Genomic DNA, 20,657 nt, shown 5'->3' on the forward strand with positions numbered 1-20,657 from the left:
TATCAAATCAATTTGGCTCAATAGGAGTGAAAGCAGCATGGCTGACATCATCCACGTATTTGCTCGAGAGATTCTTGATTCTCGCGGTAACCCTACCGTCGAGGCCGAGGTTTTCCTTGATGACGGAGCACGCGGCGTAGCCGGCGTTCCTTCCGGTGCTTCCACCGGTGTGCACGAGGCTCATGAGCTTCGAGATGGTGGTGACCGCTACCTAGGCAAGGGCGTTCTCAAGGCCGTTGAAAACATCAACGAGGAAATCGTCGATGAGATCGCCGGCTTCGAGGCAGACGATCAGCGCCTGCTCGACCAGGCGCTTATCGCGCTCGATGGAACCGAAAACAAGTCCCGCCTTGGTGCAAACGCAATCCTCGGTGTTTCCATCGCTACCGCGAAGGCAGCTGCAGAGTCCGCCGGCCTGCCGCTCTACCGCTACATCGGCGGCCCGAACGCACACGTCCTGCCGGTTCCGATGATGAACATCGTCAACGGCGGCGCACACGCTGACTCCGGTGTTGACGTACAGGAGTTCATGATTGCACCTATCGGCGCCGAGTCCTTCGCTGAGGCACTGCGCATGGGTGCTGAGGTTTACCACTCCCTGAAGTCCGTTATTAAGTCCAAGGGCCTATCCACCGGCCTGGGCGACGAGGGCGGCTTCGCTCCGGAGGCTGAGTCCACCAAGGCTGCACTCGATCTCATCGTCGAGGCAATCAAGAAGGCTGGCTTCGAGCCAGGCAAGGATATCGCCCTGGCTCTTGACGTTGCTTCCTCTGAGTTCTTCAAGGATGGCAAGTACCACTTCGAAGGCGGCGAGCACACCGCCGAGGAGATGGCCAAGGTCTACGAGGAGCTCATCTCCGAGTACCCAATCGTCTCCATCGAGGATCCGCTGCAGGAAGATGACTGGGAGGGCTACACCAAGCTCACCGAGACCATCGGTGACAAGGTCCAGATTGTTGGCGATGACTTCTTCGTCACCAACCCGGCACGCCTGGCTGAGGGTATCGAGAAGAAGGCTGCTAACGCACTGCTCGTTAAGGTCAACCAGATCGGTACTCTGACCGAGACCTTCGACGCAGTCGAGCTCGCGCACCGCAACGGCTACCGCACCATGATGTCCCACCGCTCCGGCGAGACCGAGGACACCACGATTGCTGACCTCGCAGTTGCTCTGAACTGTGGCCAGATCAAGACCGGTGCTCCGGCTCGTTCCGAGCGCGTTGCTAAGTACAACCAGCTGCTGCGCATCGAGCAGGAGCTGGGCTCCGGCGCAGTCTACGCAGGCCGCTCCGCGTTCCCGCGTTTCCAGGGCTAAACCCCCGCGCTGGTTTTAGTTAGGTCGCCTCTTCAAGGTCCCTCGCTACCTACCCTTGGTTTTCAAAGGAAGGCAGCAGGGCTTTGGGAAGGCGGCCTTTTAATTTGTGAGAATTTACTTCATTCACACGCGCGTCACCCGTTTCAATAAGCTCGCGCCGCTAGGATAGAAACCCTATGGCACGCGAGAACCACCCTTCAAAGAAATCCCGGACCACCGTCCCCGTGGTCTCGCGTGCTGCTACCCAGCGAGAGGCTGCAGCCAAAGCCAAGAAAACGCAGAAGGCACGCGGCGAACGCATGGGCCGCATGGACATTGTTGGTCTCAGCGTCATCCTCGTGGTGGTCCTCATCGTGTTGCTGACCATCGCGGTGCCGCTGCGCAATTACTACCACGTGCGCTCTGAAACTGCGCGCCTGCAACATTCCATCGCTGCTAAGCAGGCCCAAAAAGAAGAGCTTCTCAACGAGATTGATAAATACAAGTCGGAGGATTACCTCGAGCAGGAAGCGCGCCGCCGCTTCGGCGTTATTGCGGAGGGCGAGACGGCTTATCGCATCATGGATCGCCGAATGAATCCGGACAGCACGGTCACCACGAACAAGCTTGACGACGTCGATGAGCGTCCGTGGTACGAAATCCTGTGGGGCTCCATCGCAGAAGATGAAGACGTCAGCGCCACGGGCTCGACCAACTCAGACCCGGGCAGCCTGCCGGTAACCCCGGCGTCGCCAAGCGCGGGCCCTGAAAACCCGCCAGCTGCCCAGTAACGCGTACCGTAATTAGCCCGGCTAATAGCCTTGATGAAGGCGCGGTGAATCCTATGCACCGCAAATGCGCTGCGGCATGAGACAATAGCTGCCATGACCGTCAATGATGCAGACCTAGAAATCGTTAAAGAGCAACTCGGCCGCGCGCCCCGCGGCGTGCTCGACATCGCTTACCGCACTCCAGATGGCCAGCCGGCTGTGGTGAAGACGGCGCCGAAGCTACCGGATGGAACTCCATTTCCTACGTTGTACTACCTGACCGACCCACGTCTTACCGCTGAGGCTTCCCGCCTTGAGGTCGCGCACGTGATGAAGTGGATGGAGGCCCGCCTCGCTGAAGATAAAGAGCTGGCAGAAGATTACGAGCGTGCCCATGAGTACTTCTTGGAAAAGCGCAACGCTATTGAAGACCTAGGTACCACTTTCTCAGGTGGTGGTATGCCAGATCGCGTGAAGTGCCTGCACGTGCTGATTGCTTATGCGCTGGCTGAAGGGCCACAGCATTTCCGTCTAGGCACCGAAGCGGTGGCGATGGCTGCAGACCATGGTCGCTTGCGCGGTACCGCAATTCCGGAGGATTGGCCGAGCGTCAACGACCTAGGCATTGATCTGAGCCAATTCGATTTCTCTAACGCTGAATAGTATTTCCAGGTAAGGCTGAGACCAAGAAGGTAGGTATTACATGACTCGCGTCGCTGCGGTGGATTGCGGCACCAACTCGATTCGTTTGCTCATTAGTGAAGTACAAGCTGACGGCAAGATTCGCGATATCGTCCGCACCATGGAAATCGTGCGTCTGGGGCAGGGCGTAGATGCCACGGGCGAGTTTGCACCAGAGGCCCTTGAGCGCACCCGCGTGGCGCTGGAGGGCTACGTAAAGCAGATGAAGTTTGAGAAGGTTCAGCACGTGCGCATGGTGGCAACGTCTGCTACCCGCGATGCGAAGAACCAGGACGAGTTCTTCGAAATGACGGCGCAGTTGCTGAGCCAGATCGAATCCGGTGCCAAGGCTGAGGTCATCACCGGTGAAGAAGAAGCTCTGCTGTCCTTCAAGGGGGCAGTGGCGGACCTGCGTTCTGAGCGCGGGCCATACTGCGTTATCGACTTGGGCGGCGGCTCGACGGAATTCGTCGTCGGAACTATCGACGGTGACATTCTCGGCGCGCATTCCGCGCAGATGGGCTGCGTGCGCCTGACAGAGCGCATCATGCGCACAGATCCTCCAACGGATTCTGAGATCGAAATCGCGGAAGACTACGTGGAAGAGCGCATGCAGGAAGTTGAAAAGATTGTGCCGATTTCCTCGGCCAAGACTTTCGTTGGCTGCGCGGGTACCTTCACCACGCTGTCTGCTTTGGCACAAGGCCTGGAAAGCTATGACCCCGATGCAATCCATGGCTCCGAGCTGCGTTTTGATGCGCTGCGAGTGCTCACGCGCCAGCTGATGGGGAAGCCTTCGGCCACCCGTGCGCTCAATCCAGTCATCCACCCAGGCCGCGCTGACGTTATCGGCGGTGGCTCGGTGGCTGTCGAGGGCATCATCAAGATGATTGAGCGCAACAGCGACGCCTCTTCATTCTTTATCAGCGAGAAAGATATCCTCGACGGAATCGTCGCAGGCATCGCCGCTGACCTCTAGCGATTCGCATTGAAGCCACCCCATTGCGCAGCAGTGCTGACGGGGTGGCTTAAAATAGAACCGCACCAAGCCCCCATAGCCCAATCGGCAGAGGCAGTTGACTTAAAATCAATTCAGTCTGGGTTCGAGTCCCAGTGGGGGCACCGTGTGAAGTCTCGAGGCAGCATTCCTTTTGGATGGTGGCTTGAGGCTTTTATTTATGCCTTGGTCGTGGGCTTGCGGCAGCTGCAGACACACGCTCAAGGGCCGCTGACGGCACATACCCAGACGGTAAAACTAGATGGCAAACTCCATTCCTCAGCTGGCAGCGACGTTTACAGCTGTCACAGTTCATAACAAGCGGATTTGCCATCTGGAATCCCAGAAAGAACGCGAAAGGCCCAGCCTTGAAAGGCCGAGCCTAAAGCTAGGGTTCACTCAAACCCGTGACGGTATGGACACTACTGCAGTGCGATGAATTCCTTGCCTGCGAGCATGTCCGGGCGAACTGCGAGAACGCCCTGGTCTGCCGTGTCAGCCGGAACAGCGAATGCAAGATCGCCGGTAGCGGTGCCACCTTGGTACAGGGGGCTGGTGTTGTCGAAGCGGTTTTCCAAAACAGCCATGGTGTCGAATGTGTTGACGGTGCGGTCATCTGCGGACTCGCCATCCGCATTGTTGGAGACAGTGGTGTCGCCGCCGGTTGCCTCATTGATGCTGGAGCCAATCGCTGCGATGAACATGATTACCGCGATGATGCCGAGTGTTGCGGCCTTTGGGAGCCTCGGCAGGCGTCGCCGCGCTTTGCGCTGGGTACGCCATCTGAGGGCTGTTCTGGGATCCAGTGTTTTCTGGACCAGTGGCGGGAGTAGTCATTGCAAGACTCCTTTGGAGAGAAGGGTGAGAAAGAAAACCAAGGTCTCAAGTCCTTGAGTGAACCCGAATGAGACCGCGAGAAACGGTCGCGATTAGTTGCCAAGAACAATTGAAAACGTTGGCGTCACGAAAGAGGAGTAGTGGCCAAAAATATATGGCGCATCATCTACTTTTGAGAAGATTTCGCGTATCGCCTGGTTCGAAATTTCGATGGTCAGCCGCGGCATTGCTGGACTCGTTTATAGGCTTTTTGCTGTCTGACTGTCACCACCGGGACAAGTGTGCCGCTATGGAAACGAAATTGCGGTGGGTGAACTAGTTTTCTCGGAAAATGTCATGTAACCGCTATTAGAGTTAGACGAGGCGGTTACGTGACCTTTTATGGGGATAGCTCCGCCGATTCACAAATTATTGGTCCTTTCAAAAGCAAGGAAGAAAATGGAGACCGCTCCTATTACTGAGTGGACTTTCTTTGAAGAAGTCCCAATTCCAAACGATGTTACGGAATTGCTGATTGCGGGTGAACAGCCGCATGCTGCGTATAAGACTTTCCGCGACTCTGCGATCTTTACCTCAAAGCGCCTTATTATCCGCGATTCGCAGGGGTTGACCGGCAAGAAGGTAGAAATCTACTCAATTCCTTACTCTGCTATCAACATGTGGTCCACTGAAAACGCGGGAAGAATTGATTTCAATGCGGAAGTCGAGCTGTGGACGCGAGCGGGGCATCTCAAGATTAAGTTGGGCAAGAAGATTGATGTCCGACGTATCGATAATCTAATTGCGCATTGCGTTCTAAATAGCTCGTATTAAGCGGAGGAGCCCAAATTCCACCGCATCTGGAGAGATAGCCGCTGGGTGCCTCGAAAGCAGCTGATTTTTGAATAGTTCAGCGAAAGGCTTTGCGTCGGGAACTTAATTCGAACAAAAAGCGTTGAACTTAGTGAAATCTTCAAATAGTCCTCCAGCCCATCAATTAGTTGATGCTGTTAGGCTGGGCCCGTTGACCCCAGCGACTAATCCAGTGAAAGGAATCGGGAATTTAATGCGTTCTAGCAATCCGGTAATGAACACCCTGACTAAGAGTCAGGGTTCGACCTCGCAGTACGGCGGAAACAATCCGTATGCTGCCAACCAAAACGTAAACCCGTTTGATCAGCAGGCCAGTGGCCAGTCTGCCGAGCGTCCGATGACTGTTGACGACGTCGTTACGAAGACGGGCATCACGCTTGCTGTGCTGATCGTCATGGCCGTCGTCAACTTCTTCATTGGTGTTCAGGTGAGCTACGGTCTTTCGCTGATTCTGACCATCGTGGGCGGCATCGGCAGCTTCGTCGTAACCCTAATCGCAGCTTTCAGTAAGAAGTTTGGCTCTGCGCCTCTGACCATCTCCTACGCGGTTCTCGACGGACTGTTCGTCGGCGGTTTCTCGCTGCTTTTCGCTGGTGTCAATGTTGCTGGCTCCGATGGCATGGCTCTGATCGGTCAGGCAATCATGGGTACCGTTGGCGTCTTCATCGGCATGCTCGTTGTTTACAAGATCGGCGCGGTTAAGGTCACTCCGAAGTTCAACAAGATTATGTTTGGTCTGATTGCAGGCGTGGCTGTTCTGGCACTGGGCAACTTCCTGACCGCAATTTTCTTCGACTTCAACCCGCTGCGCGATGGTGGCATTATCTCCATCATCTTCTCCCTGGTCTGCATTGTCTTGGCTGCAATGTCCTTCTTGACGGACTTTGACCATGCTGATCGTCTGATCCGCATGGGTGCACCGAGCAAGACCGCTTGGGGTGTAGCCCTTGGCCTGACCGTGACCCTGGTCTGGCTCTACACCGAGATTCTGCGCCTGCTGTCCTACTTCCAGAACCGCTAACGACGTTCTGGATTAAACAGCTTTACTTAGCCCCCAGCCTCCAAGGTGAGTCCTTGACGGCTGGGGGTTCTTTTATGCGCAACTGGAGGCTTAAGTTTGATAACTCACACTTTTGTAATTCGGGTGTAGAAATGGGGGAATCGATAAATGGTTGAGAGTTTATGGTTCTTCTAACTCTTTTACAGCCTTTTCATATGATTTGAGCAGGAAATATTTTCCCATTGTGAGGTTTAGGCAAGGCATCTTTATGCCGTAGAAGACGCCCCGAAGTTGACCCAATTCACATCTTGGCGCGACAGGTCGCGCAGATTCGTGCATCCTATTTGCGGGAGGCAGCCAGCGGCTAGCAGCCATAACAGCGGCCTCCGGCTCGTCATTGAAGTCTGATGAAGGGTAGTCATGAAGCAGCAGGGGATTGTTGTAGCGCTGATTGTCAGCATGGGGGTGCTGACGGCCTGCGCTATTGACCTTGTTCCATGGAGCGCGAAGGAAAACCAGCCAGATTCCGTTCAGGAGGCTGGGGATACCGTCGGCACAAGTATGGAAAAGGCGGCAGAAGATGCCGACAATCCGGGGGATGCTGTGGAGGCTACCGGGGATGGGGGCTTCAAGGATTCCAATGATACGAGCGACAGCGGTGATGCTGGTGCGGATTCCAGCATCACCGCAGAGGGGGAGGGGAACGGCGTTCTGCCACCATTCGGCAGTTTCGATCGCACCGACCCAGATTTTGATCTATTTGATCCTTGCACAGAAATTCCAGAGGAGAAGTTAAAGGAGGCTGGACTCGAAGATAGGGGCGAGCGCCGCCTCATTTTCTCCGACATGAGCACCTGTAGCTTTTTCGGACAAAGCTCGTCTGGAAATCCGGCAATGATTTCAATCGCTTCAAGCACGAAATCTTACACTGACGTTGAAATTCCGTTAGGAAAGCGAGAGATATATCGGGGGAATGAATTACCAGTAGTAGCTTTTGAAGATGAATTCGAAGGTGACTTGATTTGCACAGTGAACATCAACACTGTGCGAGGGATGATTAGTGTGGGCTTTGGCAATACCAAATTGCAAGAAGACAATCGGGAAAATTGTAGACAAGCAGAATTAGTACTTAAAAAGCTTATCGATTAGCTCTGAATCAGGGGGACCAGTGCGTATTTCGATTGAAAATATGATGTCGACTCAATTCCAAATCAGTAAGTTGTCACGCCAAATGCAACAGCTTGCTGCAAAAGCGACTTCGCCAATTGATGGAAGCTTTTCAAGTGTTAGTGGAGTCGGTGACGTTGGGACTATCCACCGACGAGTGATTGCTACAGATCCTGGATCCGCCAGCAATTCGCTTCGCAGCTTTAACGAACAAATTCAGTGGTTGGCTAAGACGCTTATGGCTGAAGCTCACGGCTTTGAATCACAAGACGCAGCTAACAGCCGAGGTCTAGACATTGCTGACGCGGGCGGTTCTGTAGCGGGTGAGGCGATGCCGGTGATGAACCAGCCTGATCCAGGTTACAGTCCTTTCGGCTTCGTGATGCCGGTGGTCAACGTTGGGCCTGACTTGTTGGGACTGGCGATGGACTTGTTGAATACCAAGATCTGGAGTGTTTCGGAGACGAACTCGCGGTGGCGGACGTTGTCTACTGAAGTCGCGGCGATTGTGGACGGATTGAATGAGGCGGCTTCTTCGCTGGAATCCGAAAATGATAGTGAAGCAACCGCGCGGGCAGCACAAAAGATCCGAACTGTGGCGGAATCGGGTAATCACTTCATCGCTAATGCTGAGGTGATGAGCCAGAAGCTTTTCGGCTTCCAAGCCAATCTGATGGCTTCCCAGCCGAAGGCGATGGGCTTGGCCATGTCCGCGATGGCGATTCCTGCTCCAGCAGCACGCAAGGCCGCCGAGCAGGCAGGTTTGGCCTTCATGCAAAGCGCACTCCAAACCCAAGTGGTCGCCGCGATGCCGTTCCAGCATCCACTGATGACCACGATGCCGCCTTCAGGCGGCGGCGACGTGAGCACCAACTTTGGCGGAGTAAGCGGGAGCGGGCAGCGTTATAGCACTGCCAACGTAGCGTGGCCGAAGCATATCGCTGAAGCGATCTCACGGGGAGAATTGGGGCCGGGTTCTTTCGGGATTGTAAATGGCAAGGTCGAAGGCCTTGAGGGCTTAGGCATGAGCGATGCTGACATTCAGAAGTTCAATAATGACTTGGTCACCAATGGTCGGAATACACTTGCGGAACTAGGCGCGGGAGGCTTCAACCCGATCGCTGCCGGTGATGTCGGAACTAGGGGAGCAAGTGCCAATCTTGCTCCTGTCGCAACAGGAGGTGCGGGCGCCGGTATGGGCATGGGCCCTGGTGTAGGAGCAGGTGCTCTTGGCGGGGCGCCATCGCCGACTTCCGGTAGCGGTGCGACCTTTAGCCCAGCGACTATGACCGCAGGTGCGGGAGCTACCGGTGGTCTTGGTTCTGGTGCAGGTACTGGTCCGATGATGGGTGCCTTTGGAGGCGTACCGGCGCTAGCAGGTAGTGCGTCGGTAAACGGGCAAGGGCATAGCCGCGGGCAAGGGCTGGGCCTCGGAGCATCTAACGCCGGCGGCCGTGGAGCGGGACGTCTTGGCCCTGTTGGGCCGGGCGGAGCTTTTAGCGCCGGTGGAGTTGGCGGCACGGGAGGCATTGGCGGCGCCGGGCTGGCGGGCTCCGCAGGGGCAACCGCGGCGCCGAGTGCACGCACAGGCGCATTGGGTGCTGGCGGAGTTGGCGGTCCGGGTAATACTGCAGGTACCGCCGCAGCGGGCGTTAATTCGGCCCGGGGTGCGGGCAATACACGCGGTGCGATGGGTGGCCGAATGATGCCGTTGATGGCAGGAGCCGGCCGGGGCGGCGGGCAAGACCGGCGCATCAAATCGGTGACCAGCAAAGTCGAACGCGATCCCAACCGTCGTGATCTGCTTGGTGAGCCACCGGCAGCATTGCCGGGTGTCATTGGGGCGTGGGCCCGCGAAGAAAGTTAAGTCGATTGTCGAAGAATGAGTAAAGCGCCCAGGTGGAATGCCTAGGCGCTTTACTGCTAGTGATTGCTAGCTGCTGCTTGGTGTGCAGCATCTGCCGGGATGTTTACTGAGCCGGAACTACCTGGGTCTCAACAACTACGTTCGGGTCGCCAGCGGCAGGAGCCTCGGAGCTGGCGGCCTCAGCACCAGTAGCCTCAGCACCGGTTGCTTCTGCGCCGGTAGCCTCAGCCTCAGGAGCCTGGGTAGCGGAAGCCTCGGACTGGGAGCCGGACTCTGCTGGCTTCGGAGCCTTGCCAGTGTAGGTGGAGGCGTTGTCGATCTTCTCGCTGGTGGAATCCTGCTGGTTCGGTGGGTGGCAAGCTGCCAGGGACAGGCCTGCAGCGAAAACCAAACCAGCAGTTGCGAAGCGGGAGAACTTCTTCATGGGTGCTCTTTCTCCAGAATGAATTGAAATAAAAGAAAAGAAATTAGGACTCGCGCGGAGTTGCGGCCTTAGCTGAATCATACGGCGCTGCGGATTCCACCGTGACCGAAATGGTCTTGCCATTAGGTGCGGTGTACTCGCGGGTCTCACCCTCCTGAGCACCAATCAGTGCAGCGCCCAGCGGGGACTGCTCAGAGTAGGTCTCCAGGTCCTTGTTATCGGAAGCGGCAGCGCGGGTACCGATAAGGAAGGTTTCCTTATCTTCCTTATCGCCGTTGTAGTAAACGTGAACAACGGAGCCGACGGTTGCAACGCCCTCCTGAACGGCAGTGCGCTCAGTGGTGGAGTTAGCCAGGACCTCAGAGATTTGCTTGATGCGGGCCTCTTCCTGGTCCTGCATCTCGCGGGCTGCGTCGTAGCCTGCGTTCTCCTTCAGGTCACCCTCTTCGCGGCGCTCGTTAATCTCGGCAGCAACGACCGGGCGGTGGTCGATGAGAGCCTGCAGCTCAGCTTCAAGCTTGGCCTTGGTCTCCGGGGTGATGTATTGCTTCTGCTGCTCAGCCATAGTGCAACCTTCCGTAAAGCGGGGGTGAAGAAATGAAAATTATATGGATAAGGTCAGCTCCAAAGCTGCGATTTGCAGCCGCGACCTGTCCTAAGCGCTACAAATCCTAGCACATGCGCTGCGTCTGCCACGGCGTCGACTAGCGCGTAGGGCTCCGCACTTAAGGGGTGAATTCGCAGGCGAATTGCGGGGCGGGCGGCTATCGCCACGCTACTGAGTAAGAAGAAGACGGTGCCCACCTTGATCAACCTAGATAGAAACGGGCACCGAACCGATGACGAATATCACTGAGATGACGACATCGCCAATAGCGTGACACTTGCACCTGAGGGGCTATGTGATTGGGCAGAACCTAGCTTTATAGATCGATAAAGCTATTTAGTTGCTGGACTGCTCAACGTAGTCAGGGTGTTCCATATCCAAGTAGGAAGGAATATTTCCCGAGCAACCATAAACGCCACCGGCTACTGCGCGGTGGTTAGTGGGGACGTCGACAGCAATGCGCTGGGTTTTCGGGCCGCCGGCCGGGACCGCGAACTCGCGGCGTCCGACCTCTGCCTTGGAGTAATCGAAGGCCTGCACGATGCAGTATGCGTCTTCATCGATGTGGTTGCGGGTGACATCCGCCCACACACGGGTGGAATCGTCGGAAAGAACTTCGTGGGTGACGTAGGAGATGTCCGCGTTGACCTTCTCCTGCTTCTGGAAGTACTGCACGCCATAGATAATCGCGGCAATAAACATGGCGGCGAAGACCAAAACGATGGCTTTGTTTGTAATGCTCGAGGTATTATTCGCAGAGCTGTCTGCCGTGGGGCGGGCGCCGTAGCGAGCACCTGAACGAGGGGTACCGGCGGAAGTCATGAATCTTAGTTTAACCAACAGTCAAGGTTTTCAAACTATCCACTAGGATGGACCTCTGTTCCGAAAATCAGCGCTAGAGGAGATGAACCCTACTATGAGCGACAAGCGCCTACTAGCCATTCACGCGCACCCAGATGATGAATCTTCCAAGGGTGCTGCAACCACTGCGAAATACGCGGCTGAAGGTGCCGAGGTTCTGGTGCTGACCTGTACCGGCGGCGAGCGCGGTGACGTCATCAACCCAGCGATGGATAAGCCGGGTGTGAAAGAAAACATGGGCGAGATTCGCCGCGAAGAGATGGCGAAGGCCGCCGCAGCCTTGGGCGTAGAGCACCGCTGGCTGGGGCATGTCGATTCCGGCCTGCCAGGCGGTGATCCATTCGATCCGGATCTAAAAAATCTGCTGCCGGAAGGTTGCTTCGCACTTATTCCAGACGATGAAGTAGCGCAAGAGTTCGTGAAAACCATTCGTGAGTTCCGTCCCCAGGTCATCGTCACTTATGACGAGATTGGCGGCTATCCGCATCCAGACCACCTGATGGTCCATCGAGCTTCCGTCATCGCCTGGGAAAAGGCCGGAGATCCTTCCTACCACCCAGAACTGGGCGAACCTTATACGCCGCAAAAGCTCTATTACTCGCATGGTTTTGTCTACCAGCGCATGAAGCTCTTCCATGATCTTTTGGAAGAAGAGGGAAAGACCAGCCCCTATGGCCCGATGCTGGCACGCTGGGATACGGCCTTTGGGGACATCATGGCGCGCGTTACCACGCAGGTAGAGTGTGCGGACTACTTCCAAAATCGCGAGGATGCCCTGCGCGCGCATGCCACCCAGATTGATCCGGCAGGAGCATTCTTGGCGACGAGCGTCGATGTACAGCAGCGCTTATGGCCCACCGAAGAGTTCGAGCTCGCGCAGACCCGCGTTGCGACTGAGCTGCCGGAGTCGGATTTATTTGCAGGAATTGCCGAAGTAGGGGAGTCTTAGAAGCATGAGCGCATTTGATTCGCTGATTCTTGCAGCAGGTGACGTCCACGCACAAGTTAACTACCTAGCCCAGGGTGCCCAGGAAGGCCCGATGGGGCCTGAGTTTGGCAAGGCCTCGCCAATTGGCCTTCTCATCTTGGCGTTGATGGGTGCAGCCGTCTTGTTTGCGGGGTGGAATTTCCACCGTCGTTACTCGCGCTTTCGTCGTCGCACCATGTTCGCCCAAGACCACGGCATCGACCCTTTCGATGACCAGGCTGTCGACGCCGCGATGAAGGAAGCGGGCATCTTCGACCAGAGCAAGCGCTCCTTCTTGTAGGTCAATTGCGGCCTGTCCCTCGTCTTGGATTGTGTTTTAAGGACTAACCGTGAACTTCCTCAGCCAGTTGCTTTATCCCCTGTATGAGGCTCGCCTGACGCGCGCTATCAAGGGAACCCCGCAGCCCCGGCACGTTGCCATCATGGCAGACGGAAACCGCCGCTGGGCGCGGGAGGCTGGATTCACTGATATCAGCCACGGTCACCGCCAAGGTGCGAAGAAGATCAGCGAGATGATCTCATGGTGCAAAGACACCGATATTGAGGTCGTCACCATTTATCTTTTGTCCACGGAGAACTTGAAGCGCAGCACCCAAGAGGTGCAGCTTCTCTTCGACATCATCTCGGACGTTGTCACCCATCTTTCCAAGGGCGACTTGGACTGTCAGATTCGCTTGGTGGGCCATCTGGATCTCCTACCGGCTAAGGTCACCGAGCGCATGCGCCTAGCAGCGCAGGCAACTGAGGGTAATAAGGGCGTCATCGTTAACATCGCCGTCGGCTATGGCGGGCGTCAGGAAATCGTCGACGCGGTGCAAAACCTTATCCGTGACGAGGCCGGGAAAGGCCATAGTGCGGAGGAAATCGCGGGCAATGTTACCGCCGAGGCCATCACGAGCCACCTGTATACCAAGGGCCTTCCGGACCCAGATCTTGTCATCCGTACCTCTGGTGAGCAGCGCCTTTCCGGCTTCTTGCTGTGGCAGGCGGCGTATTCCGAAATCTGGTTCACCGATACCTATTGGCCGGCTTTCCGCCGCGTGGATTTCCTGCGCGCGCTGCGGGATTACTCCCAGCGTTCGCGTCGCTTCGGCAAATAGGGCCTCATCTGCGCGCCTAGAAACCCCCGTTTACTAGAGCTTGCGCATGCGTACCTTTTCCACCAAGTGGTGGGAACCCTTGCGCAAAACCAGGGAAGCGCGCGGCTTGGTGGGCAAAATGTTTTCCACCAAGTTGGGCAGGTTGATGGACTGCCAAATCTCGCGAGCCTGCGCGCGGGCCTCCGTATCGTTCATCTCTGCATAGGCAGCAAAGTGCGCGCCCGGCTCACGGAAAGCGGTATGCCGCAGTTGCAGGAAGCGCTCGATGTACCAATGCTCAATGTCATCGACGCGCGCATCGACGTAGACCGAGAAGTCGAAAAGGTCAGAGACCATTAGGGTAGGCCCAGTCTGGAGGACGTTGAGGCCCTCTAGGATAAGGATGTCGGGCCTTTGCACCACCTGATGCTCGTCAGGCAGGATGTCGTAGGAAATATGCGAATAGACCGGCGCTTTGACTTCCGCTTTGCCTGATTTCACGTCGGTGACAAAACGCATGAGTTTGCGCCGGTCGTAGGATTCCGGAAAACCTTTGCGCTGCATCAATCCGCGCTCATGGAGCACCTTTGCCGGATACAAGAATCCGTCAGTGGTCACTAGATCTACTTTTGGGTGGGTCTCCCAGCGCTGCAGAAGCAGCTGTAGAACGCGGGCAGTGGTGGACTTACCTACCGCAACGGAGCCTGCGACACCGATGACGAAGGGCACGTGGTTTGCGCTGTTTCCCAGGAATTCCTCCGTAGCAGCCGTGAGCTCTTGGCGGGCTGCTACCTGCAGATGGATAAGACGCGATAATGGCAAGTAAACGTCAGCGACCTCGTCTAGGTCGATGCGATCACCGATACCACGAAGCGCCTCGACTTCTGCAGCGGTGAGAACCTGGGGCATCGACAAGCGCCTTTGGCGCCAGGTTTCACGGTCGAAGTCAAGGTATGGACTGGAATCGGTTGCGCGCGCCATGGCCACATTGTCGCACCTTATTTCTTCCTGGCGAAAACCTTGGGGGATGAAATGGTACTTTCGTCCCCCGCGTGGGGGCGTGGCAGTTAATATGTAGGGCAGGTTTGAAACGACCAGTTAAGCAACCGAGAAGGGAATCAACGCTTCCATGACTGCCAATAATTCCGCAGACGTGCGCTATCAGGAGATGCGCGAGCTGGATCCGGACGTATTTAACGCCATCAACGGCGAAATCGCCCGTCAGCGCGAGACTCTCGAGATGATCGCCTCTGAGAACTTTGTTCCGCGTGCCGTTCTGCAGGCGCAGGGCTCCGTTCTGACCAACAAGTACGCAGAGGGCTACCCGGGCCGCCGTTACTACGGTGGCTGCGAGCACGTTGATGTCATCGAAGATCTGGCACGTGAGCGTGCCAAGAGCCTCTTCGGTGCTGACTTCGCCAACGTGCAGCCACACTCCGGCGCTCAGGCTAACGCTGCGGTACTGTCCAGCCTCGCCGAGCCGGGCGACAAAATTCTGGGACTGTCCCTGGCGCACGGCGGCCACCTCACCCACGGCATGAAGCTGAACTTCTCCGGCAAGCTTTACGACGTCGCGGCCTACGAGGTCGACCCGGAGACCATGCGTATCGACATGGATAAGCTGCGTGAGCAGGCTATCAAGGAGCAGCCGAAGGTCATCATCGCCGGTTGGTCCGCGTACCCACGTACTCTCGACTTCGCTGCTTTCCGCTCCATCGCGGACGAGGTCGGCGCAAAGCTGTGGGTCGATATGGCTCACTTTGCAGGTCTGGTTGCTGCTGGTCTGCATCCTTCTCCAGTACCGCACGCTGACGTCGTTTCCACCACGGTTCACAAGACCCTGGGCGGCCCACGCTCCGGCCTCATCCTGGCGAAGCAGGACTACGCTAAGAAGCTCAACTCCAGCGTCTTCCCAGGTCAGCAGGGCGGCCCTCTGATGCACGTCATCGCTGCAAAGGCAATCGCTTTGAAGATTGCAGCTTCGGAGGAGTTCAAGAACCGTCAGGAGCGCACCCTCGAGGGCGCACGCATCCTTGCTGAGCGCCTGGCCGCATCCGATGCCAAGTCAGCCGGCGTTGACGTGCTGACCGGCGGCACCGATGTCCACCTGGTTCTGGCAGATCTGCGCAACTCTGAGCTCGATGGCCAGCAGGCTGAGGATCTGCTGCACGAGGTTGGCATCACTGTCAACCGCAACGCTGTGCCGAACGATCCACGCCCACCGATGGTCACCTCCGGCCTGCGTATCGGAACCCCTGCGCTGGCCACCCGCGGTCTCGATGCAGCAGCCTTCGAGGAGGTCGCTGACATCATCGGTACCGCACTCGCACAGGGCAAGAACGCTGATGTTGAGTCCCTGCGCGGTCGCGTTTCCAAGATCGCTGAGCAGTACCCGCTCTACGACGGTCTTGAGGATTGGAAGATGGTCTAAGGCAGCCAAGCGCTACCCCGCGCATCTGCCGCCTATAAAATTCCGGTTATGAACCTGCTGATCGTAGATAACCACGATTCTTTTACCTTCAATCTCGTGGACTACGTTCGGCGGGTAACCGGGTGTGAGCCCACGGTTGTCCCGAATGACATCCCGTGGGCTCGCATTGATCTGGCGCTTTACGACGCCGCTATCATCTCGCCCGGGCCTGGTAGCCCGGCCAATCCAGCCGACTTGGGAATTAGTGCCAATGTGCTGCGTGAATTCACCGGCCCAATCCTCGGCGTGTGCCTTGGCATGCAAGCTATGGTGCACCTTGAAGGTGGGGAAGTGGGCCTGGCTTCCGCCCCGGCACACGGTATTGTTACCGAAGTAGACCACGATGGCTCTGGGCTCTTCGAAGCCCTTGCCAGCCCACATCGCGTGGTGCGTTACCACTCGCTGGTAGCCCACCGTGTTCCTGAATGCTTCGATGTGACCGCCACCTGCGCCGACACTTTTGGCACGACGCTCACAATGGCCATCGCGCACCGGACAAAACCCCAGTGGGGCGTGCAATTCCACCCGGAGTCACTGCTTACCGATTCCGGCCCGCAGCTCATCGAGAATTTCCTCGGCCTTGCCAGACGCTATTACGCACAGCAGTATTTCTGCGTACGCACTGTGGAGAAAGAAGTCTCACTCGAAGATGCAGCTCGTGCGCTGACCGGAAACGCCTTTTGGCTCGACTTAGGCCGCTTTAGCATTCTTGGCGATGACTCTGGTCACAGGTCCCGGCATCTTCGCTATAACTGCCAGCCGGGCAAAGACTTCTTCGAAGTGGCTAAACGCGAGTATGAACGCCACGTTCTCCCCGCGCGCGTTGGAGCTCCGATTCCCGGTTGCGACTTCGCCCTAGGGTGGGTGGGCTACCTCGGCTATGAAGTCGGCGTCGAAAAGCAGCGCTTCGCCCAGTCCCAAAGACATAGGCCACCGGGGCCAGACGCAGAGTTTATTTTCTGCGACCGGGCGATAGTGGTGGACCATGAACAGCGCAGAACTCACCTCTTAAGCTTCGCCGACGACTGTAAGTGGCAGCTTAAGCTCGCCATGGATTCAGCACCGCAAGCTCCGTGGCAAAGCTCCGGCCGGCTGGTCCACGGCGAACAAGAATATCTAGATCGTATCGCTGCCGCTCAGGACTATATGGTGCGCGGCGAGTCCTATGAGGTGTGTCTGACCAATCGCATTGAGTTGGAACCTGTGCCAAATCCCTTGGCGACCTTCCTCCAACTGCGCGCGGCTAATCCGAGCAAGCGCACCGGCTTCCTGGGGTTTGCCGGCAACGCGCTGCTATCGACGTCGCCGGAGCAATTCTTAAGCATTGACGCATGGCGAAACGTTTCCTCGACGCCAATTAAAGGAACGAGCCCGCGCGATACGGACCCAGAAATAGATGCGGCGAATGCGCGCAGTCTCCGGGGCGAAAAGACCACGTCGGAACTGCTCATGGTGGTGGACATGGTCCGCCACGACATAGCCCGCGCCTGCGACGATGTGCGAGTGCCTCATGGTTTTCAGGTGCACTCTTATTCCACGGTGCATCAACTCATGTGTGAGGTAACCGGGCGCCTGAAGCAGCAGTCTAGCCCCATAGATGCGATTGAGGCCGCGTTTCCCGGCGGTTCCATGACCGGCGCGCCTAAAGAACGCACGATGCAGATAATTGACGAGCTTGAGGACAGCTGGCGCGGCGTCTACTCTGGCGCCTTTGGCTACCTTTCGCTGACCGGTACGGCGGATTTTTCCATGGTGATTCGCTCAGTGGTCAGCAACGAACGCGGCGCTTATTACGGTGTGGGCGGGGCAGTGCTGGCTGTAAGCGAGCCTTCCGCGGAGTGGGAAGAAACCATGGTCAAAGCGCGCCCGCTGTTTAATCAATTGGGCATGACTCCAAGCGATCTTCACGCGCGGAAGGAACCACATGCTGAAAGCTCGGAGACCTTAGATGAATCACGTTGATTGCTGCCTGGTGGATTCTTTTCTGGTCCGTGAAGGGCGCGCTATCCGCCCCGACCTCCACCGCAAACGTTTCGGCGATGGTTATCCAGTACTCGGCGAAATCCCGCAGGAGGGGCAATGGTTTCCGCGAATTACAGAAAATGCTGTGGAATGGCGTCTAGCCCCAGCCCTGCGCACCCACTCGACGTTGTGGGTTCCAGAGACTGTGGATCCGCGGGAGCATCCATTGCTTAAAGGCCCGGATTTGCCTAAGCTCGCGGAGCTAAGACAAAAGGCTCGCGACCATGGTGCGGATGATGCGGTTTTGCATTCGGCCCGTGGGGTTGTCCATGAGGCCGCAAATGCGGCAATCGTGTTCAAAGATGAGAAGGGTCTCGTGATGGGCCCACATGGTTCAGTTCTGCTCTCGACCACCGTGCGCGCCACCGTCGAGGCGGGGCTTATTGATCAACCGCGCCGAGTGGAACTTTCAGTGGAGGAAGCTTCTCAGCTGCCAGCCTGGTGTGCCAGTGCACTGCATGGTTGGACGCCGGTAACGAAGTGGCTCATCGGCGGTGAAACGCTTGCCGGAGCAGAGCACCCAGCATTGGGCAAACAAAGTCAAAGCGCTGCGGAGCTCAACGAACAGTTGTGGCAGTCCGCCGTGCCACTGGCAGAAGACTATTCCTAGATTTTCTTAGCCCTTGGTTCTGCGTTGGCGCTAGGGCCTTAAGATTTAAGACTCGTTAGCAGGAGAGTCTTCAGAAGCAGGCTGCCCATTGCCGTCACGGTTTTCGGCATGTGCCTTGCGCGCAGCAGACAGCCACTCCGGCATTTCTGCCAAGAGTTCCTTGATCTCTGGAGTGGTCATCGGGCGGTCAAATTCGTTCTTTTTTAGAGAAGTAACGGAGATACCGAGCTTCTGTGCCACGACGGGGCGTGGGTGTGGGCCGTTCAGGCGCAGGTCGACCAACCACTGTGGTGGGTTGTCTTGCAGCTCGCGTAGCTCTGCATGGCTGACAGCGGAGTTCTGGAATTCCTCCGGGGTAGCGGGCAAGTAGATGCCGAGCTTCTTCGCTGCGGTTTGCGCACGCATCGCGGTGCCAGAAGGCTGTTTATTCATCTCATTCACTCTCCCTACGGTAGCAGCACGGCAGGGTAGGTGTCACTGCCCATAAAGTGCAGGAACTAGTACTGAGCAAGCAAGACAGTACTATTGGCTGCATGCTGCGACTAGTTTTTGCCACGGGCACCGAACCAGGAAAATGGTTTGAACGATACCGCTCCAACCCGGATTATGGGGAGCTAGTCACTTTAGACGCTGATGATGCTTTTGCATCTTTGCTAGGAGGCGAAGCCGATCTTGCCTTGACCCGAATCCCCGCAGAGGGCGCGGATCCGCGCATCGATGATTCCTTCCATCTAGTGCGTCTATATGAAGAAGCCCCGGGAATTGCTGTTCCCAAGGATTCTGTTTATGCGGAAGTAGGCGAAGAGATTGAGCCCTTCGACGTTTCTGAGGAGCATCTGAACTACCGCATTGGCGACGACGCCAAGGTCGACGTCGAAGCAGTGCGTACAGGTCTTCAGGTGGTGGGCGCCAACGTCGGTATTGTCATTGCCCCGCGCCCATTGCTGAAGGTGCTCAGCAAAAAGCAAGTAGTGCCTTTGGCGTTCAACGATCCGACAGTGGCGCGCACTGCCATTGCTTTGGTCTGGCGTAAGGACCGCGACGGCGAGGACATCCAAGCATTCGTCGGGGTAGCTAAAGGACGAACCAAAAACTCCTCCCGCGGTACTGCCGTGAAGCTTAGCGCCCGCGAGAAAACTAAGGCGAAGCAAGCGCGCCGGGAAGCCGCGGCCAAGGGCCAAGGTGGCCAAGGAAAAGGCCAGCAAAGTGCCCAGAAAACGACAAGTTCTAGGTCACGGTCCGGTAACAAGCGGGCTGATCAAGGCCGAAAAACCAAACCGTTACCAAAAAGTAAGAAATCCTCTCAGCGGGGAAAACGACGCAAATAAGGATATTTTCCGCCTAAATTGTTGAAAACTGGGTGGCTGCTGTGAGTGATCCGTGTATAGCGTTGATTGAGTTGCCGCAAGGCAGAAGCAGCAGAAGCAATTGACATTTTTAGAAAAGGATTACTAATCATGAACAAGATTTCCCGTCGTCTCGCCGCTGGCCTGACCGCAGCTTCCCTATCCCTGGCAGTTGTTGCTTGCTCCGACGCTGAGGATGCAGCAAACAAGGCTGGCGATGCCGCAAAGGACGCAGCAAGCCAGGCAACCGACAAGGCCGGCGACGCAGCTAATGACGCCAAGGATAAGGCTGGCGAGGCTACCGACAAGGCTGGCGACGCTGCCAACGATGCCAAGGACAAGGCCGGCGATACTTCCGCTGATGCTTCCGACAAGATGAGCTCCGATGATTCCAAGGACGGCGCAGCTTCCGGTGAGATGAAGAAGATCAACACCCCGGCTGGCGAGGTTGAGGTTCCGGCCGCTCTGGCTTCCGCAATCGATGAGAAGTCCGCTGAGTGGGGCGACGTTCAGGATGTAGAAAACTCCGAGAATGGTTCCCTGGCTACCTTCGCTGAGGACAAGCTGATTGCCTTCAACGAGGAGTCCGGCGCACAACCAATCATCGGCAAGATCGCTGAGACCTGGAAGAGCGAGGGCGGCCTGGCAAACAAGGTTGGCCTGCCTACCGCTCCAGAGCAGGCTGAAGGTAACGGCTGGGTTCAGGAGTTCACCAACGGCACCATCAAGTGGATGAAGGGTGAGTCCGGTAAGTACGAGGCTACCGTTGAGTAAATCTCGCTAAT

22 protein-coding genes and 1 tRNA gene are annotated in these 20,657 nt (G+C 56.8%); 17 read left to right on the forward strand and 6 right to left on the reverse strand.

Annotated features, from left to right (window positions below; all coding sequences use genetic code 11):
• Positions 1 to 37: 37 nt before the first annotated feature.
• From eno to QKB66_RS00715, 5 genes are all read left to right on the forward strand, one after another.
• Positions 38 to 1,315: a phosphopyruvate hydratase gene (eno, locus tag QKB66_RS00695; RefSeq protein WP_061921551.1), complete on the forward strand. Its 1,278-nt coding sequence runs from the start codon at positions 38 to 40 to the stop codon at positions 1,313 to 1,315.
• 176 nt (positions 1,316 to 1,491) lie between these two features.
• Positions 1,492 to 2,085 (forward strand): septum formation initiator family protein, encoded by a 594-nt coding sequence (locus QKB66_RS00700; protein ID WP_414252466.1) that lies wholly within the window; start codon positions 1,492 to 1,494, stop codon positions 2,083 to 2,085.
• Between the two features lie 93 nt (positions 2,086 to 2,178).
• On the forward strand, positions 2,179 to 2,727 hold the full coding sequence (locus tag QKB66_RS00705; protein ID WP_062035532.1) for a DUF501 domain-containing protein: 549 nt from the start codon (positions 2,179 to 2,181) through the stop codon (positions 2,725 to 2,727).
• 40 nt (positions 2,728 to 2,767) lie between these two features.
• Positions 2,768 to 3,724 (forward strand): Ppx/GppA phosphatase family protein, encoded by a 957-nt coding sequence (locus QKB66_RS00710; RefSeq protein WP_284841358.1) that lies wholly within the window; start codon positions 2,768 to 2,770, stop codon positions 3,722 to 3,724.
• Between the two features lie 69 nt (positions 3,725 to 3,793).
• A tRNA-Leu gene (locus QKB66_RS00715) sits at positions 3,794 to 3,867 on the forward strand.
• Positions 3,868 to 4,164: 297 nt separating this feature from the next.
• Here the strand turns inward: QKB66_RS00715 and QKB66_RS00720 are convergent.
• Positions 4,165 to 4,446, reverse strand: a complete 282-nt coding sequence (locus QKB66_RS00720; protein ID WP_061921560.1) for a hypothetical protein — start codon at positions 4,444 to 4,446, stop codon at positions 4,165 to 4,167.
• Between the two features lie 571 nt (positions 4,447 to 5,017).
• Here QKB66_RS00720 and QKB66_RS00725 point away from each other — a divergent pair.
• The 4 genes from QKB66_RS00725 to QKB66_RS00740 all read left to right on the forward strand — a co-directional run bounded on the left by QKB66_RS00725 (position 5,018) and on the right by QKB66_RS00740 (position 9,465).
• On the forward strand, positions 5,018 to 5,392 hold the full coding sequence (locus QKB66_RS00725; RefSeq protein ID WP_311518084.1) for a PH domain-containing protein: 375 nt from the start codon (positions 5,018 to 5,020) through the stop codon (positions 5,390 to 5,392).
• Between the two features lie 232 nt (positions 5,393 to 5,624).
• Positions 5,625 to 6,452 carry a Bax inhibitor-1/YccA family membrane protein gene (locus tag QKB66_RS00730; RefSeq protein WP_248090920.1) on the forward strand — a complete coding sequence of 276 codons (828 nt, stop codon included), beginning with the start codon at positions 5,625 to 5,627 and terminating at the stop codon, positions 6,450 to 6,452.
• A gap of 399 nt (positions 6,453 to 6,851) precedes the next feature.
• Positions 6,852 to 7,580, forward strand: coding sequence for a DUF3558 family protein (locus QKB66_RS00735; RefSeq protein ID WP_414252467.1), 729 nt, complete (start codon positions 6,852 to 6,854; stop codon positions 7,578 to 7,580).
• A 241-nt stretch (positions 7,581 to 7,821) separates the two neighbouring features.
• Positions 7,822 to 9,465 (forward strand): hypothetical protein, encoded by a 1,644-nt coding sequence (locus QKB66_RS00740; RefSeq protein ID WP_414252468.1) that lies wholly within the window; start codon positions 7,822 to 7,824, stop codon positions 9,463 to 9,465.
• Positions 9,466 to 9,568: 103 nt separating this feature from the next.
• Here QKB66_RS00740 and QKB66_RS00745 read toward each other — a convergent pair whose 3' ends face one another.
• The 3 genes from QKB66_RS00745 to QKB66_RS00755 all read right to left on the reverse strand — a co-directional run bounded on the left by QKB66_RS00745 (position 9,569) and on the right by QKB66_RS00755 (position 11,318).
• The gene (locus QKB66_RS00745; protein ID WP_061921577.1) at positions 9,569 to 9,889 is read right to left on the reverse strand and encodes a hypothetical protein; all 321 of its coding nucleotides are present in this window, start codon (positions 9,887 to 9,889) and stop codon (positions 9,569 to 9,571) included.
• A 43-nt stretch (positions 9,890 to 9,932) separates the two neighbouring features.
• Positions 9,933 to 10,454, reverse strand: a complete 522-nt coding sequence (greA, locus tag QKB66_RS00750) for a transcription elongation factor GreA (protein WP_061921580.1) — start codon at positions 10,452 to 10,454, stop codon at positions 9,933 to 9,935.
• 378 nt (positions 10,455 to 10,832) lie between these two features.
• Positions 10,833 to 11,318, reverse strand: a complete 486-nt coding sequence (locus QKB66_RS00755; protein ID WP_062035526.1) for a DUF4307 domain-containing protein — start codon at positions 11,316 to 11,318, stop codon at positions 10,833 to 10,835.
• A 94-nt stretch (positions 11,319 to 11,412) separates the two neighbouring features.
• Here QKB66_RS00755 and mca point away from each other — a divergent pair, with 94 nt between their 5' ends.
• The 3 genes from mca to QKB66_RS00770 are packed head-to-tail and all read left to right on the forward strand — an operon-like array spanning position 11,413 to position 13,445.
• On the forward strand, positions 11,413 to 12,306 hold the full coding sequence (gene mca, locus QKB66_RS00760) for a mycothiol conjugate amidase Mca (protein ID WP_414252469.1): 894 nt from the start codon (positions 11,413 to 11,415) through the stop codon (positions 12,304 to 12,306).
• A 4-nt stretch (positions 12,307 to 12,310) separates the two neighbouring features.
• Positions 12,311 to 12,625 (forward strand): hypothetical protein, encoded by a 315-nt coding sequence (locus QKB66_RS00765; RefSeq protein ID WP_061921590.1) that lies wholly within the window; start codon positions 12,311 to 12,313, stop codon positions 12,623 to 12,625.
• Between the two features lie 49 nt (positions 12,626 to 12,674).
• Positions 12,675 to 13,445, forward strand: coding sequence for an isoprenyl transferase (locus QKB66_RS00770; protein WP_062035523.1), 771 nt, complete (start codon positions 12,675 to 12,677; stop codon positions 13,443 to 13,445).
• Positions 13,446 to 13,478: 33 nt separating this feature from the next.
• On the opposite strand, the gene coaA is transcribed toward QKB66_RS00770, so the two are convergent.
• Entirely contained in the window at positions 13,479 to 14,405 is a 927-nt protein-coding gene (coaA, locus tag QKB66_RS00775) for a type I pantothenate kinase (RefSeq protein WP_070518093.1), read from the reverse strand.
• A 148-nt stretch (positions 14,406 to 14,553) separates the two neighbouring features.
• Here coaA and glyA point away from each other — a divergent pair, with 148 nt between their 5' ends.
• The 3 genes from glyA to QKB66_RS00790 are packed head-to-tail and all read left to right on the forward strand — an operon-like array spanning position 14,554 to position 18,526.
• A complete protein-coding gene (gene glyA / locus QKB66_RS00780) occupies positions 14,554 to 15,855 on the forward strand; it encodes a serine hydroxymethyltransferase (protein WP_414252470.1) in 1,302 nt (433 codons plus the stop codon).
• A gap of 48 nt (positions 15,856 to 15,903) precedes the next feature.
• Complete coding sequence (locus QKB66_RS00785) at positions 15,904 to 17,856, forward strand: chorismate-binding protein (protein ID WP_414252471.1); 1,953 nt, start codon at positions 15,904 to 15,906, stop codon at positions 17,854 to 17,856.
• A complete protein-coding gene (locus tag QKB66_RS00790) occupies positions 17,843 to 18,526 on the forward strand; it encodes an aminotransferase class IV (RefSeq protein ID WP_311518091.1) in 684 nt (227 codons plus the stop codon). Before QKB66_RS00785 ends, QKB66_RS00790 begins: the two co-directional genes overlap by 14 nt.
• Before the next feature lie 45 nt (positions 18,527 to 18,571).
• Here QKB66_RS00790 and QKB66_RS00795 read toward each other — a convergent pair whose 3' ends face one another.
• Positions 18,572 to 18,958, reverse strand: coding sequence for a DUF5997 family protein (locus tag QKB66_RS00795; RefSeq protein ID WP_399530803.1), 387 nt, complete (start codon positions 18,956 to 18,958; stop codon positions 18,572 to 18,574).
• 101 nt (positions 18,959 to 19,059) lie between these two features.
• Between QKB66_RS00795 and QKB66_RS00800 the strand changes: the two genes are divergently transcribed.
• Positions 19,060 to 19,854, forward strand: a complete 795-nt coding sequence (locus QKB66_RS00800) for a LysR family transcriptional regulator substrate-binding protein (protein WP_414252472.1) — start codon at positions 19,060 to 19,062, stop codon at positions 19,852 to 19,854.
• Between the two features lie 129 nt (positions 19,855 to 19,983).
• Positions 19,984 to 20,646 carry a hypothetical protein gene (locus QKB66_RS00805; protein WP_311518094.1) on the forward strand — a complete coding sequence of 221 codons (663 nt, stop codon included), beginning with the start codon at positions 19,984 to 19,986 and terminating at the stop codon, positions 20,644 to 20,646.
• The last annotated feature ends 11 nt before the right edge of the window (positions 20,647 to 20,657 follow it).

The organism is Corynebacterium sp. c25Ua_89, assembly GCF_047459735.1.
Classification (GTDB): domain Bacteria; phylum Actinomycetota; class Actinomycetes; order Mycobacteriales; family Mycobacteriaceae; genus Corynebacterium; species Corynebacterium simulans.

What these genes read in the sequence shown, in the direction of transcription:
- eno (WP_061921551.1), top strand. Translation starts at nt 38, where the DNA reads ATGGCTGACATCATCCACGTATTTGCTCGAGAGATTCTTGATTCTCGC.
- QKB66_RS00700 (WP_414252466.1), top strand. Translation starts at nt 1,492, where the DNA reads ATGGCACGCGAGAACCACCCTTCAAAGAAATCCCGGACCACCGTCCCC.
- QKB66_RS00705 (WP_062035532.1), top strand. Translation starts at nt 2,179, where the DNA reads ATGACCGTCAATGATGCAGACCTAGAAATCGTTAAAGAGCAACTCGGC.
- QKB66_RS00710 (WP_284841358.1), top strand. Translation starts at nt 2,768, where the DNA reads ATGACTCGCGTCGCTGCGGTGGATTGCGGCACCAACTCGATTCGTTTG.
- QKB66_RS00720 (WP_061921560.1), bottom strand. Translation starts at nt 4,446, where the DNA reads ATGTTCATCGCAGCGATTGGCTCCAGCATCAATGAGGCAACCGGCGGC.
- QKB66_RS00725 (WP_311518084.1), top strand. Translation starts at nt 5,018, where the DNA reads ATGGAGACCGCTCCTATTACTGAGTGGACTTTCTTTGAAGAAGTCCCA.
- QKB66_RS00730 (WP_248090920.1), top strand. Translation starts at nt 5,625, where the DNA reads ATGCGTTCTAGCAATCCGGTAATGAACACCCTGACTAAGAGTCAGGGT.
- QKB66_RS00735 (WP_414252467.1), top strand. Translation starts at nt 6,852, where the DNA reads ATGAAGCAGCAGGGGATTGTTGTAGCGCTGATTGTCAGCATGGGGGTG.
- QKB66_RS00745 (WP_061921577.1), bottom strand. Translation starts at nt 9,889, where the DNA reads ATGAAGAAGTTCTCCCGCTTCGCAACTGCTGGTTTGGTTTTCGCTGCA.
- greA (WP_061921580.1), bottom strand. Translation starts at nt 10,454, where the DNA reads ATGGCTGAGCAGCAGAAGCAATACATCACCCCGGAGACCAAGGCCAAG.
- QKB66_RS00755 (WP_062035526.1), bottom strand. Translation starts at nt 11,318, where the DNA reads ATGACTTCCGCCGGTACCCCTCGTTCAGGTGCTCGCTACGGCGCCCGC.
- mca (WP_414252469.1), top strand. Translation starts at nt 11,413, where the DNA reads ATGAGCGACAAGCGCCTACTAGCCATTCACGCGCACCCAGATGATGAA.
- QKB66_RS00765 (WP_061921590.1), top strand. Translation starts at nt 12,311, where the DNA reads ATGAGCGCATTTGATTCGCTGATTCTTGCAGCAGGTGACGTCCACGCA.
- coaA (WP_070518093.1), bottom strand. Translation starts at nt 14,405, where the DNA reads ATGGCGCGCGCAACCGATTCCAGTCCATACCTTGACTTCGACCGTGAA.
- glyA (WP_414252470.1), top strand. Translation starts at nt 14,554, where the DNA reads ATGACTGCCAATAATTCCGCAGACGTGCGCTATCAGGAGATGCGCGAG.
- QKB66_RS00785 (WP_414252471.1), top strand. Translation starts at nt 15,904, where the DNA reads ATGAACCTGCTGATCGTAGATAACCACGATTCTTTTACCTTCAATCTC.
- QKB66_RS00790 (WP_311518091.1), top strand. Translation starts at nt 17,843, where the DNA reads ATGAATCACGTTGATTGCTGCCTGGTGGATTCTTTTCTGGTCCGTGAA.
- QKB66_RS00795 (WP_399530803.1), bottom strand. Translation starts at nt 18,958, where the DNA reads ATGAATAAACAGCCTTCTGGCACCGCGATGCGTGCGCAAACCGCAGCG.
- QKB66_RS00800 (WP_414252472.1), top strand. Translation starts at nt 19,060, where the DNA reads ATGCTGCGACTAGTTTTTGCCACGGGCACCGAACCAGGAAAATGGTTT.
- QKB66_RS00805 (WP_311518094.1), top strand. Translation starts at nt 19,984, where the DNA reads ATGAACAAGATTTCCCGTCGTCTCGCCGCTGGCCTGACCGCAGCTTCC.